This is a genomic window from Enterobacter cloacae complex sp. 302F9 (assembly GCF_050030335.1).
Taxonomy (GTDB): domain Bacteria; phylum Pseudomonadota; class Gammaproteobacteria; order Enterobacterales; family Enterobacteriaceae; genus Enterobacter; species Enterobacter hormaechei_C.
Genome location: NZ_JBLGUC010000001.1, coordinates 89,745 through 102,179 on the forward strand (window position 1 = coordinate 89,745; position 12,435 = coordinate 102,179).

The 12,435-nt window shown below is 55.3% G+C and carries 13 protein-coding genes; 3 read left to right on the plus strand and 10 right to left on the minus strand.

All coding sequences use genetic code 11. The features are described from left to right. Nucleotides 1-8: 8 nt before the first annotated feature. The 4 genes from ACQG0T_RS00430 to ACQG0T_RS00445 all read right to left on the minus strand — a co-directional run bounded on the left by ACQG0T_RS00430 (nt 9) and on the right by ACQG0T_RS00445 (nt 3,541). Complete coding sequence (locus ACQG0T_RS00430) at nt 9-1,097, minus strand: AAA family ATPase (RefSeq protein ID WP_023295682.1); 1,089 nt, start codon at nt 1,095-1,097, stop codon at nt 9-11. Nucleotides 1,098-1,243: 146 nt separating this feature from the next. Continuing rightward, nucleotides 1,244-2,203 carry a YbgA family protein gene (locus ACQG0T_RS00435; protein ID WP_047734930.1) on the minus strand — a complete coding sequence of 320 codons (960 nt, stop codon included), beginning with the start codon at nt 2,201-2,203 and terminating at the stop codon, nt 1,244-1,246. Between the two features lie 102 nt (nt 2,204-2,305). Continuing rightward, on the minus strand, nt 2,306-2,716 hold the full coding sequence (gene uraH, locus ACQG0T_RS00440; protein ID WP_017383647.1) for a hydroxyisourate hydrolase: 411 nt from the start codon (nt 2,714-2,716) through the stop codon (nt 2,306-2,308). 99 nt (nt 2,717-2,815) lie between these two features. Beyond that, a complete protein-coding gene (locus tag ACQG0T_RS00445; protein WP_271040504.1) occupies nt 2,816-3,541 on the minus strand; it encodes a MerR family transcriptional regulator in 726 nt (241 codons plus the stop codon). A 117-nt stretch (nt 3,542-3,658) separates the two neighbouring features. Between ACQG0T_RS00445 and ACQG0T_RS00450 the strand changes: the two genes are divergently transcribed. Further along, entirely contained in the window at nt 3,659-4,183 is a 525-nt protein-coding gene (locus ACQG0T_RS00450) for a lipocalin family protein (RefSeq protein WP_015570073.1), read from the plus strand. A gap of 1 nt (nt 4,184) precedes the next feature. Here ACQG0T_RS00450 and ACQG0T_RS00455 read toward each other — a convergent pair whose 3' ends face one another. From ACQG0T_RS00455 to ACQG0T_RS00480, 6 genes are read right to left on the minus strand one after another with little or no spacing between them, the layout of a single operon-like run. Next, nucleotides 4,185-5,192, minus strand: coding sequence for a fimbrial protein (locus ACQG0T_RS00455; RefSeq protein ID WP_271040505.1), 1,008 nt, complete (start codon nt 5,190-5,192; stop codon nt 4,185-4,187). Next, entirely contained in the window at nt 5,192-5,710 is a 519-nt protein-coding gene (locus tag ACQG0T_RS00460) for a fimbrial protein (protein WP_015570071.1), read from the minus strand. The genes ACQG0T_RS00455 and ACQG0T_RS00460 overlap by 1 nt, the downstream gene beginning before the upstream one ends. After that, nucleotides 5,701-8,226 carry a fimbria/pilus outer membrane usher protein gene (locus ACQG0T_RS00465; RefSeq protein WP_045343886.1) on the minus strand — a complete coding sequence of 842 codons (2,526 nt, stop codon included), beginning with the start codon at nt 8,224-8,226 and terminating at the stop codon, nt 5,701-5,703. The genes ACQG0T_RS00460 and ACQG0T_RS00465 overlap by 10 nt, the downstream gene beginning before the upstream one ends. 23 nt (nt 8,227-8,249) lie before the next feature. Continuing rightward, complete coding sequence (locus ACQG0T_RS00470; RefSeq protein WP_271040506.1) at nt 8,250-8,927, minus strand: fimbria/pilus periplasmic chaperone; 678 nt, start codon at nt 8,925-8,927, stop codon at nt 8,250-8,252. Between the two features lie 53 nt (nt 8,928-8,980). Then, the gene (locus ACQG0T_RS00475; RefSeq protein WP_015570069.1) at nt 8,981-9,565 is read right to left on the minus strand and encodes a fimbrial protein; all 585 of its coding nucleotides are present in this window, start codon (nt 9,563-9,565) and stop codon (nt 8,981-8,983) included. 52 nt (nt 9,566-9,617) lie between these two features. Further along, on the minus strand, nt 9,618-10,220 hold the full coding sequence (locus ACQG0T_RS00480) for a helix-turn-helix domain-containing protein (protein ID WP_015570068.1): 603 nt from the start codon (nt 10,218-10,220) through the stop codon (nt 9,618-9,620). An 834-nt stretch (nt 10,221-11,054) separates the two neighbouring features. Here ACQG0T_RS00480 and ACQG0T_RS00485 point away from each other — a divergent pair. Together ACQG0T_RS00485 and ACQG0T_RS00490 are read left to right on the plus strand one after the other, a co-directional pair. After that, entirely contained in the window at nt 11,055-11,843 is a 789-nt protein-coding gene (locus ACQG0T_RS00485) for a winged helix-turn-helix domain-containing protein (protein WP_271040507.1), read from the plus strand. Between the two features lies 1 nt (nt 11,844). Next, a complete protein-coding gene (locus ACQG0T_RS00490; protein ID WP_023295688.1) occupies nt 11,845-12,324 on the plus strand; it encodes a hypothetical protein in 480 nt (159 codons plus the stop codon). The last annotated feature ends 111 nt before the right edge of the window (nt 12,325-12,435 follow it).

A 12,435-nucleotide genomic window follows, 5' to 3' on the forward strand; every position in this document is an offset into this window, starting at 1 on the left:
CCTGGCAATTACCCCAGCCTCTCCATCCTCGTCTCCCCCTCCGCCATCGACAGCTGATACAGCGAAAACGATCGGTGCTTCTCAATCAAATGCGCCAGCTCCGGCGAATGGCTGGTGAGCCAGATCTGCGAATAGCGGCTGGCCTCGGCAATGAGGCTTGCCAGGGCGGGCAGCATCTGCGGATGCAGGCTGTTTTCCGGTTCGTTGAGGGCGATGAATGCGGGAGGGCGCGGGCTTAACAGCGCCACCGCCAGGCACAAAAAACGCAGCGTGCCGTCGGAGAACTCTGCCGGTTCCAGCGGTCTGCTCAGCCCCTCGCGCTGCATCATCATGCGGAAGCGCCCGCCGGTGTTGTCGCTGTAAAACACGCAGCCGGGGAAGGCCTGGTCGAGAATGCGCATCAGCAGCAGCTCGTCGCCAATTTCGACAATGGTCTGAAACGCGGCGGCCAGGTTCGCGCCGTCGCTGGCCAGCACCGGGGAACGAAAGCCCACCTGCGGCGCACGGATCGCCGAGCCGGATGAGACGGAAAACTCGTGATAAAATCGCCAGTTACGCAGGGACTCGCGCATCTGCGACACTTCAGGGTAGAGGTGCGGTTCACCGAGCTGACCGAACACCGACTCGTTCTCATACAGCGTACCGCTGTGGGTCACTTTTTCGTGATGCACGTTGTTCAGGAATACGGCCTGGTTCTTACGCTTCATCAGCTGTGACGACGGGCGACGGTGCTGTCCGCCGAGCCAGATAGATTCCTCTTTGATCACCGGATCGAGCTGAAACTGTGAGGGGTAGGGCAGCTTTTCCACGAACCCGACCTGAAGCTCATATTCATAGGTTTCCGTTTCCACCGCCAGGTTCATGCGTCGCAGCTGGTCGCTGCGGGTTTTTCCCGCCCAGAACACTTTCAAAATTCCCCCCTCGTTCGCCAGCGCCTGGGAGAATTGCCCCTGCGCCGCGCTGTGCATCAGATAAATCGCTTTATAAATATTGGATTTTCCGGTGCCGTTGGGGCCGAACACGATATTGAGCTGTTCCAGCTCAAGCGACATATCGCGAATTGAGCGGTAGTTCTGAATATGCAAATTTTTGATCATCGGGGTACTCCGCTGTGCACGCTTAACCTGTACAGAATTACAGTATTTTACGCTGAGCGCAAAAAAAAGACGACAGTGAGGGTGTCGTCTAAACGGGGTACTGCTTTGGGCCTCTGTGGGTCAACAGGGCCTTCGCTTCTTTCTTATCAGGTAACGGCCAGACGCAGACCCAAATCATCAGGATAGGGATCAAAGTAGTTTTGCGTCATCAGATACCGGTCAGGGTATTCAGCCAGATAATGCTTCAGAAGCGTCAGCGGCGCGAGGATCGGCAGCAGCCCGTCCCGGTAATGCAGGATCACATCCCGCAGTTCTCCACGCTGGCGGCTGTTCAGCTGGTTACGGAAATAGCCCTGAATGTGCATCAGCACGTTAGTGTGATTCTTCCGCGAAGCGGGTTTTTTCAGGATGGTCATCAGCTTGTCGCGATAGGCCACGAAAAACGCGTCCAGATCGTCCCACTCGTGCAGTGATGCCACGAACGGGCCAATTTCACGGTAGCCTGCCTGATGGTGCGCCAGAAGCTGAAGCTTATAGCGGCTGTGAAAGTCCAGCAGGGCGCGGCGCGTCAGGCCATTTTTACGCATTACGTTCAGTTCGTGGAGGGCGAAAACGCGCTCAACAAAGTTTTCCCGCAGTACCGGATCGTGCAGGCGACCGTCTTCTTCGACGGGCAGCCAGGGATAAGTTTCAAGGAGGGCGGCGGTGAACAGCCCGACACCCTCCTTGCGGCCCCGGTTGCCGTTTTCGTCGTACAGCCGCACGCGCTCCATGCCGCAGCTGGGGGATTTTGCACAGACGATAAAACCCGCCAGATCGCCGATTTTCGGCAGATAATCTGCCGTAAATGCGGCCATCTTCTGCGTGACGTCATCGTGCGGCGCTTTGCTGAACCGCATTTCTGTCTCGCCGCCGGTGGTCATCACCAGACGCAGCGCCGGACGAGGCGTGGGCAGGCCGATAGCCATTTCAGGGCATACCGGACGGAAAGCGACCCACTGCGCCAGCTCATCCATCACAAAGCCCATACGCTTATGCCCGCCGTCAAAGCGAACGGCGGAACCGGTCAAACATCCGCTAATACCCAGCACAGGTTTTGTTGTCATGGTGTGCACCTCCCGATCTCATACCTAAAAGTTACACAACAATGCGTATTTGTCCAAGTATTGGCGGGATTATTTTTAAATCGTCTTTAAAATCAAGAGCAATCAGCTGCCCTTGTAGGTTGAGTAACCGTACTGGCTGAGCAGAAGCGGGATGTGCAGTTTTTCATTGGTGCGGGTGACGGTGAACAGCACCGGCACTTCCGGGAAGAAGGAGTCCAGCTTTTTACCGTGGAAGTAATCGGCGGTTTTGAAGGTCACTTTATACACGCCAGGCGCCATATCCTGATCCTGCGGATAGAGCGATTTGATGCGCCCGTCGTGGTCGGTTTTACCGCTGGCAATCGGGGTCCACTTGTCCTGCTCCTGCTTCTCCAGCGTGACGGCCACATCCGCTGGCGGCATACCGGTTTGCTGGTCCAGAACGTGAACGCTCAGGGTGCCTGCCGGGGCGCTGAACGCGGCAGGCGCGAAAGCCATTGTAGCCAGCATCATCAGAGGGAGTGTCTTTTTCATCGTGTTTTCCTGTTGAGTTGTCGGTGACAGGAAAACGTTAGCACTCGCTGTGCGAAAAAATATTCAACTTTTCGTGAAGATTGCCTCAGCAGAAAATAATCAGAGGATAATCACCTCAAGGGAAACCTGCTGCTGCCACTGCGCAACCTGCTTTTTCCGCACGGCGGTAAGTTTACCGCTGGTGACCAGCAGCCATTTGCGGTCCGGGAAAATTTCCGGGGCCAGCGCGGCAGGGGGAACCGGCAGTATGTCGATGCGGTGGCCCTGGCCGGTGCGCGTCAGAGCTTCAAGCCAGATCTCACAGGGGTCGTTCAGATGCCAGCCGCTGATGAGGATGTTATCGCCCGGCGCTTTTTTATCGCCCTCAAGGCAAAACGAGGTATAGGCGATGAGGATGCCGTTGAGGATCTCACGCAGCGTCATGGCGGCGGCGACGTTGGCCGATATCTGGCTGCGCAACGGACGCAGCACGTTAGTGACCAGCTCTGGCCTTGGGTATTCGCGTCCGGCGTCGTAAATTATCTGACGCAGGGACTCAATTTTCCCCTCCTGCAACTTTTGCAGCATGGCCTGTTGCAGGGTTTGCCAGTTATTGGCGCGGCGCGGCGCAGGGCGTTCCAGCAGTGATTTTACCTGACCGATGGGTACGCCTTTTTTTACCCAGTCGAGGATTTTCAGCGCCTGCTGAACGTCCTCATCGCTGTACAGGCGGTGACCGCCGTCCGTACGCTCGGGTTTGAGCAAGCCATAGCGTCGCTGCCACGCCCGCAGCGTGGTGGCTGTGATGCCGCTGAGTCTGGCGAATTCGCCGATGGAGTAAGCCATGTCTGCATCCGAAGAGAAGGAGTTGTCTCAATATACTACGAATATTCCCCGACGGGATGAAGCGCCGCACGGGTGCGCTACACTTAACGTCCAACCGCGTAAATGAAAGGAGTTCTCATGAGGCTATGGCCTGTCGTTACCGGTGTCGCCATTGCGCTGACGCTGGTTGCCTGTAAATCTCCCACGCCGCCGAAAGGCGTGCAGCCCATTACCGGCTTTGATGCCAGCCGCTATCTCGGCAAATGGTATGAAGTCGCCCGACTGGAAAATCGCTTCGAGCGCGGTCTGGAACAGGTCACCGCGACGTACGGTAAGCGCAGCGATGGCGGTATCAGCGTACTGAACCGCGGCTACGATCCGGTGAAGAAAAAATGGAATGAGAGCGAAGGAAAGGCGTACTTTACCGGCGAACCGACCACGGCTGCGCTGAAGGTATCGTTCTTCGGCCCGTTCTACGGCGGCTATAACGTGATCAAGCTGGATGATAAGTACCAGTACGCGCTGGTCAGCGGCCCGAACCGCGACTATCTGTGGATTTTATCGCGCACCCCGACCATTCCGGATGCGGTAAAACAGGACTACCTGAACACCGCACGCGAGCTGGGCTTCCGGGTCGATCAGCTGGTGTGGGTGAAGCACTAACCTACTGATACGAAAAGGTGATGCTTGCCAGGGCGTTGGCCGAGCCGGGGACCAGTTCACCGGTTCGGATGTACTGCGCCTGGAACGGCAGGGACAGCGTTTGTGCCGAGCTGGTGGTCTGGATGAAAAACTGTCCCGTCGTACCTGCGGACGAGCTGTCCGGCCCCATCATCAGCGGCCCGGTACCGTTATAGAAAAACTGTACGCCAATGCCGGAGGCCGTGGAGTCCCCGGTCAGCGTCACGACCGACGAGGTATTTGACGGTGTGGTCTGATCGGTCATCACTGCGTTAACCGCCACGTTCTCATCGCAGGTCAGGCTGACGTTAAACTCCCCCGACGGCGAGGTGCTGCCTACGCTGGGCAGCGTGTGAATATCAATGGTGCCCAGGTCGACGTTGGCGCTTTTCGTGCCTACCGTGCAGCCGCTTGCCGTCACCGTGATGGTGGTGGGGTTGATGATCACCTGCGCGGTTTTCACTTCGTTGTTATAGGCCGTCAGGGTCGCCGCGTTAATGGTCGGGGTCTGGTATACGCCGGATTTCAGCGGAACGCCGGTCTTGATAAACGTCACTTTTGCCGACCAGCCCAGTGCGGTGGCGTAACCGTTAGTCCCATCGGCCGGATAGCTCTGCGTAATGCCCGTCTGCATCGGGACATAGGTGGTGCCGTTATAATCTTTAAGCCCAAGAATGAAGCCGATGCCGGGCACGCCCGTTTCAAATACCATGTAATTTGCGCCATCAAGAATAACCGTGATGCCGGTGGCGGTTATACTGCTGCTCGGCTCCAGCGTCCCTTTGGAGCAGGTAAATACCAGGCCGCACCAGAACACTTCCGAGACGCTCGCAGAGGCGCTCCATTCAGAGCCGATCGTCTTTCCAGGCACGATGGAGTCTGCCGGGCCGGACCACGACATGGGCGTTGGCGAAAGGGCGATATCCGATGTCCAGGAGAGGGCAAGTGCCTGAGAGGACATGAAAAACAGGGCTAAAAACAGTAAACGCATTATTGATACTCCGTCGTCCAGGTCGCCACTGCCGAAACGTCTCCGGCATTGACCGGCGCACCCGTGGCGGCCAGTCGCGCATAGAAGGTCATTTTTACGCTGTCATCCCCCGCCGCGCCGTAAGCAGCGGTTTGGGTGTCCAGCGGGATAAGTACGCTGTCTTTATCCAGAATCTGCACCGCCACGCCGGTCGCGCCGCCGTCAGCGACTTTCAGAAGCTGCGGGTTCTCGTCATCCGGCGTACCGCTGAAGCGGATTTTCACGCCAGCAAAGGTGGGGCCGCACGCTTCAAGGGTGAGCGTGAAGGGCGTTTTGATATTGCTGACCGCGCCCGCCTCGCTAAATTGCTTCACGCCGAGGGTGCCCAGCGGCACGTTTTGCTCCTTCGAATCTTCCGAGACAATGCAGGTATTGCCGATCACGTTGCCGGTCACGGAAACCAGCACGTCATAGCCGCGCGCGGGAACGGTGATGAACATCAGCAGGATCAGGGGGAGGAACCGGATGGTTACTGACATATGACCTCCTGGGAATAAAGCCCGGTGCGGGCGTGATAATTCTGCGGGTTCAACGCATAGCGGATCGTGCAGCGCTGGGCGCTGTTGCGCCCCCATACGGCATGCAAGGTTCCCTCCGCTGACAGGCCGGTCAGATACACGCTGCCGCCGTCGCCGACGATACCGCTGGCTTTGTCATCCTCTGACGAGACCAGCGTGCCGAAGGGGAGCACGTCTTTAGCGTGACGTACGATAAACATCGCTTTTGCCCCCTGACGCGTGGTGAGGGTGGCGCGAACCAGTGCCCCGTCGGTGGGGATTTTATTGGCGATGGCGTTCTCAAGTTCCACGTCATTGCCCACGGTGGTGACATCCAGCGCAACCTGATTAACGCGATACGGCGTGGCGTACGGGATCACCGCATAGCCCCGGCTGTCGGTTTTGATGCCCTTGTGGTTGAGCACGGCGACATGGCTGGCGCCCGGGGCTTTCACCAGAATATTGGTGTTCCCGAGCGGCTGGCTCAGCGTCAGACCATCCTCATGCAGCACCGCACCGCCGCTCATCCCGTAACTGAGGTTGCGGGAGTCACCGGCGTAGCTGTAGCCCAGGTTATAGTCTCCCCACGCGCCCTCGTATTGCAGCGCGGCATCGCCGCCGTAGTGCTGCTGCGCGCTGTAGCGCTGGTTGACGCTATAGAAAAGATTCTCCTGCCCCGGCAGATAACCACTGACACCGGTACTGGCGGTGGTGCCAGCGGGATCCGCATGGGTAGCGGTAAAACGGAGACGGGTCGACAGCGCCGGGTTACCCAGCGGCACCGACAGGGACAACGCGAGGATATTGTCTTTCTTGTTGTCGTACAGGCCAGAGCTACGCTGGGCGCTGATGCCAAGCGACAGGTTACGAAACGTCGCGTTCCACGCGAACTGCAAACTTTGCGTGGTTTTTGACGTATTCCAGTAGGTTTGTTGATCCCAGGACAGCGACAGCGCGCCGTATTCGCCCATCGGCTGCGACAACAGCAGCTGATTTTTTGCCTTACGCGACATATGCAGGTTGTAAACCGTGTCGTAGTGAGTGGTGACGGTGCCATCGTCTTCCACGGTCTGTTTTGGCGCTCCGCCCGCCATGCCTTTGTAAGTGGTATCGCTGAGGGTATAAAACCCTGCCGTTGAGTAACGCAGCGAGAAGAAATTGACTCGCGTACCGATATCGTTCAGCAGTTTGCTGTACCGCAGGCGCACCGAATCACCGGTGTAGTGCTGGTTATCAGCCAGCTGGCTGCGGGCATGGGTGAAATCGAGGGAGTAGGCGCCAAAGCGGCCGAGATTCTGCCCGATACCGAAGGCCAGGCCGTTGTAGCGATCGGAAAACTGCGCCCCGCCATAAAACGTGAGGCCGTATCGCCAGCCCAGGAACAGCTCGCCCTGCGCGAAGGAGGGCGAGATCTGATTGCCCGCAGGGCGGTATTTCCCCGCACCCAGAGCATATTTGACCTGACCGTTACGCACCAGATTCGGCACGCTGGCAAAGGGCAGGGTGTATTGCGTCTGGCTACCGTCGCTCTCCTGAATGGTGACCGCGAGATCGCCGCCGGAAGAGGTCGGATAGAGATCTTTCAGCACAAACGCCCCCGGCGGAACGGAGGTTTGATAGATGACGTTACCGTTCTGGCGAACCGTCACCGTGGCATTGCTGCGCGCGATGCCGCGCACTTCGGGCGCGTAACCGCTCAGGCTGGCGGGCAACATATTGTCATCGGTCTTCAGGGCAACCCCACGCAGGCCAACGGCGTCAAACACCTGCGATGAGGTGAACGTTTCACCGGCATAAACCTGGGCACGCAGGGCGCGGATATCCCGCTGTAGCCAGGTCTGGACGTGGGTGAGCTCGTTACTCTCTTTGGTCCACGTGGTGAAATCACGCAGCCGCCATGCGCCCAGGTTGGCGCCGCTGTTGAGGCTCACAAACAGCTGTTGTTCCCGCGTGCGCGTCTCGCCCCGGTAGTCATTATTCGCGCCATTGACCACATAGTTCAGCCAAGCGGCAGGGATGCCGGACTCCCAGCTCTCCGGGCTGACGTACCCGCGCGGCAGAGCGCGCATCGCGCTTTGCGGTACGGTGAAGTTGAGGGTAAGCGTCCTCTGGTCAAAATCAAACCGGGTATCGGCGAATGACTGGGTTAAAAAAATGCAGCGCTGCGCAGGCGGCAGCTCACCCCCTTTAGCCTGACGGCTGTCGATGCCAAGTGCGGCGAATTGCGCAGGCGTAAGGCACGGCAGGGCTTCACCGGCGGTGTTTTCAGCGACGCGAAACGTGACGTTACCTGTGAACGCGAACTGGGTGTTGATATACACGTTAAGATTGTACTCGCCCGGCGGCAACGCGCTCCCGGCGTTGACCCAGGCGAGATCGGCGCTGTTGGCGCGCTCGCCGTTGAGAAACGCAGGATTAAATTGCAGCTCGCTTTCGGCAGCCACGGCTTGCCGAATCACCAGGGCGATCGCCGTGGCGCACAGGATTTTAATTTTCATGTGGTCACGCCTTACTGTTTTTATTATTGGGACAATGACGTGCGGGTAATGGGCGTCCAGGCGCCATAATCGTTAATCGTCTGGTAGCTTAAGCTGCTCGCATGGCTGAAGGTGTCTGCCAGCGTCACGCTGGATTTCGGCGGCACCATGACGGGCGACACCGGCCTGCCATCAATTTTCACGTTAATGGTGGTGAGGTAATACGGCGTTGGGTTGGTCAGCGTGACCTTGCCCGCGCGGTAGGCGCCGGCAAGGTTTTTCCATGCCTCCCCTGCACCTTCCCTGAGCCGCTCCGGGCGATAAAAGACCTTGATGCGGTTGGCAGAGGCGAATTGCAGCGAATTGCCGGAACCGTTTTTAACCTGCTGTGGGATAGCTTTGACCGTCATCCAGTACAGCGTCTCGCGATCGGCTGGCAGGGCGTCGCCGCTGAACATGATTTTCACCGCGCTTTCGCTGGCGGGCTTCATGACGTACAGCGGCGGCGTGATGACGAAGTCGTTGGTACGGCTCCCCTTCTCGTTTTCCATCCATGACTGGATCAGAAACGTGGCATCAGGGTGGGTATTTCTTACCTGCATCATCGTCTGCGTAGCCGCGCCGGTGTAGATCAGCCGCGTTGCGCCTAACCCCACGCCGCCTGCGTACATGGCGGATGAACATAACGTGCCAGCCAGACAAATCCATGTGTTTACGCGCATAGTGCGTCTCCTGAAAGCTGAGTCAGACCCGGCCAGCAGACCGGGCCTGAAGATTACGAATAGGTCACGGTGTAGGTGGCGACCGCGCTGGCATCACCCGCCGTGGCGTTGCCCAGTGGGGAGTAATATTTCGCGCTGAAGTTCAGGATGTTCGCCCCCGCACGCAGGGGGATCGCTGCTGCCGGCTCACCCAGCCTGACGACGTTGCCCTGTTCGTCATAAAGACGGATAGCGACATGCTGCGCCGAGCCCGCGCCGCCGTTTACTCCCGCGGCCAGGCTATTCACATCGGTACTGTCCGGTGTACCGGTGAAGGTGATAGCCACGGTCGTTGCGGCAATAGGGTTATCTTCCGTGGACGCGGAGGTATCGGCGATTTCGCAATCTTCCAGGGTGATGGAGAAGGCTTTTGCGGTACTGGCTTCACTGCCTGCGGCAGCCAGCGTGGCGGTACGCACTTCACCCATGTCGACGTCGATATTGGCGCTACCGGCGCTGATGGCACAGGCGGAGGTCACCACTTTACCGCTGAAGTTAACCGTGCCGCCGCTGGTGGTGGCGGCCAGTGCTGAGCCCGCTGGCAGCAGGGCGGCAATGCTTAATGCCAGCAGAGAATGGCAAGTAAGGCGTGCTTTCATTTCATAGTTCCTTGATTTTTTTATTACGAGATTTGCTCTGAAAGCGGCAGGTCTAACTGGTTAAAAAGACCAGCAAATCTGTCTTATTCCTGAGCCCGAGTTTCCTTATCGCTGAGCTTTTTAAGGCGCTCACGCGGCGATAAGAAAGTTTCTCCAGTTCTGCGATGTAACGTATATCCAGTCCGTTCCTGAGTTCCTTTAATACCCTCCTTTCTCCAGGCGTCAGCGATAACGCCGCTGGCTGCTTTTGGGGCCGATAATGGCTATCGACCATTTTTGCTAGCTTTATCCGCCACTGATAAACCGTGTTCTGTAGCGAGATATAGGCATCAATATCTTCCCGGACCCATAACAGGGAATGGGCAGAGGTTGAGTACAGGCAGATAATCACTTCAGGCTGCGTGACTTTGATTTTTTTTAAATATTTCAGTGAGTCATACCCTGTATGGTATTTCTCTGCGCCGGATATAAATAAGATATCGATACGAATCGACGACAGCGCCTTATCCAGTTCCTGATAACCTCCTTCGATGATAATGATGTGAAGGTCGTCGCGGATGCTGCTTAATAACGTTTTAATGCCGTTTCTTGCATAATGATCGCCGCCCATCAGTGCAACAGTTATATGCTGTGTTATTTGGCTATTGTTCGTCATGTTATTCCTCGATTTATAATAGTAATCAGGCGAATTATTTATAAGGTTATCGCCAGTATTCTCGAAGCAATGACGTATTGCATACTGTAGGCCTACTATACGTCGGCCAATAAAGAGGTAATCTGAATTAATCTAAAATTGTATTAATTACTAAGATCGAGACCGGTTACGACGCTTCCCTCTGATTGGTCTTATTCCGCTTCGCTTTCTGTAAATTATGATAGCCGCTATTTTTAATGAAAATTTAGCTTTGATAAATGTTTTGTAAGGAGTTTGTCTTTTGGTGTCAGTGCGGGTGTGAAGTTGCTGACGGGGAATAACAATTTACGAATGTTATCATCGATAAAAACTGATAGAAAGGTGGCTTAAAAGCATACAAAAACCATGTAAGTTATTGATATTGGTCAGGTTGAGAAAACTTAAGGCTTAAGGGTGCTGAATATTTTAGACACGCATGTCCGTGGCGTACAATGTTTTTTTATGTAGATATTTGTCAATGTCAAGAGGCGAGGAGCGCGCCAAAAGATGAGGCCCTGATAAATGAGATGCTGCCGGTAGTCAGATACTTCTGTGGAGCGGAAATTCACTTCACAAAACATCATAATGAGGATGATCGCGGATAAAGCGGCTCTGCAAGCCGCATTCTACAAGGGTTGAGTTCTTATGCAGGTTCAGTGAAGCTTAAGGGATGAAATATAAATTAAGATTTTTCGCCAATGGCGAAGATATACAGCATGACGTTAATCAGTCACATTAATCCCGACGTGAATGTCATCCCATACATGCGGTGACCCAGGTTCAACATCTGTTAACCGGAGAATTCATACTGCCCCTATGCATAAGCATTACATTATAAATAATATCGTCGAATTTCATCCTGCGGCCAGCACGTTACGTGATATCAACAATCCTGACCGTGTAGTTGTGTTAAATTCGCCAGCAGGCCGATGCCTGCTGTTATTAATCGACAGAGCGGGGTCGATTGTCACTCAGCAAGAGTTCCTTGATATTGTCTGGCAAAGCCGCGGCATGCTTGTCTCCTCTAATACCTATTACCAGAACATCTCCATCCTGCGCAAAGGGCTCAAAAAGATTGGTTTTGAAACTGACCCTATCGTTACCATTCCCCGGATTGGGCTGACGCTGGCAAGCGACACGCAAATAACTGTCAGGGAGTCTTCACCCGTCGCGCCTCAACCCGCAGAGGGACAATGTGTGGAGGCGCCAGCGATCGAGGAGGTCTCTGCACCCTCCGAGACAGCAACGCCCGTTGCTAGGAAGCCCACGCGCTGGCTGGCTGTCGTCATGGGGCTGCTGATCATCCTGGCCGGGGCAGGCGTGACGGGATATATGAACGCCACAGAAAACCGTTTTGTTGAGGATTACCGTTTTGCGGCATCCGTCGGAGCCTGTCGCGTTTATCTTGCGAACGACATTCAGACCCACGCTGAACGCGCTTCCGCGCTGACCTATGTGGAACAATTCAAGGCTGAATGCGCGCAATATCCCTGGGTTTACATCAGCTGGTACGCTCTGCTTCCTCGTGCGTCGGTTATTCGCTGCGACCGGCCAATGAAAGAACCGAACCGCTGTATATCTGATTATTTCCTGAAGGATAGCTAGCATGACTCGTTTTCGGCAGATGCTGTATATCATCGTGGCGGGCCTCGTCACGGCAGGCGTGCTGACGGGCTATTACCTGTGGCACCGAACTTACGTTCAGCCTTTTTCATGCCAGGCTAATCTGGTACAGCACCATCCGGATGAGACGCTGACGGTCTGGCTGAATTACACCTTCGACGGGAAATTCGGCACCCTGAGCATGAATGGCCGGGCAAAGAGCGATCCGGGTAAAACCATTGACAGGAAAATTTCCTTTCGGGTGGAGAGACAAGATCATCTCTATTTGCTGACGTCAGAAAAAAATATGACGTTCCCGGACGATAATGTCGAAGACAGCTGGCTGGAAAAATATGAACCGCAATTCTTTGTCTATCCGGGCAAGAGTATTTATATGCGGATCAATGAACAACATAATGGTAACTATATCTTTACCTTAGGAACATTACCGACATATGTGTGTCGTGGTTCAAAAAAAGAATGATATAAACGAGAAAAACATTATATTTTCCTCCCGTCTCATTTATGCTTGATTTAAAATATCAGGATTACCTTAGAAATAAAAAGTGCGACAGATCATGTTGCGATAATGTAA

Bases quoted from the DNA above. Each gene is read 5' to 3' on its own strand.
- ACQG0T_RS00430 (WP_023295682.1), bottom strand. From the start codon at position 1,097: ATGATCAAAAATTTGCATATTCAGAACTACCGCTCAATTCGCGATATG.
- ACQG0T_RS00435 (WP_047734930.1), bottom strand. From the start codon at position 2,203: ATGACAACAAAACCTGTGCTGGGTATTAGCGGATGTTTGACCGGTTCC.
- uraH (WP_017383647.1), bottom strand. From the start codon at position 2,716: ATGAAAAAGACACTCCCTCTGATGATGCTGGCTACAATGGCTTTCGCG.
- ACQG0T_RS00445 (WP_271040504.1), bottom strand. From the start codon at position 3,541: ATGGCTTACTCCATCGGCGAATTCGCCAGACTCAGCGGCATCACAGCC.
- ACQG0T_RS00450 (WP_015570073.1), top strand. From the start codon at position 3,659: ATGAGGCTATGGCCTGTCGTTACCGGTGTCGCCATTGCGCTGACGCTG.
- ACQG0T_RS00455 (WP_271040505.1), bottom strand. From the start codon at position 5,192: ATGCGTTTACTGTTTTTAGCCCTGTTTTTCATGTCCTCTCAGGCACTT.
- ACQG0T_RS00460 (WP_015570071.1), bottom strand. From the start codon at position 5,710: ATGTCAGTAACCATCCGGTTCCTCCCCCTGATCCTGCTGATGTTCATC.
- ACQG0T_RS00465 (WP_045343886.1), bottom strand. From the start codon at position 8,226: ATGAAAATTAAAATCCTGTGCGCCACGGCGATCGCCCTGGTGATTCGG.
- ACQG0T_RS00470 (WP_271040506.1), bottom strand. From the start codon at position 8,927: ATGCGCGTAAACACATGGATTTGTCTGGCTGGCACGTTATGTTCATCC.
- ACQG0T_RS00475 (WP_015570069.1), bottom strand. From the start codon at position 9,565: ATGAAAGCACGCCTTACTTGCCATTCTCTGCTGGCATTAAGCATTGCC.
- ACQG0T_RS00480 (WP_015570068.1), bottom strand. From the start codon at position 10,220: ATGACGAACAATAGCCAAATAACACAGCATATAACTGTTGCACTGATG.
- ACQG0T_RS00485 (WP_271040507.1), top strand. From the start codon at position 11,055: ATGCATAAGCATTACATTATAAATAATATCGTCGAATTTCATCCTGCG.
- ACQG0T_RS00490 (WP_023295688.1), top strand. From the start codon at position 11,845: ATGACTCGTTTTCGGCAGATGCTGTATATCATCGTGGCGGGCCTCGTC.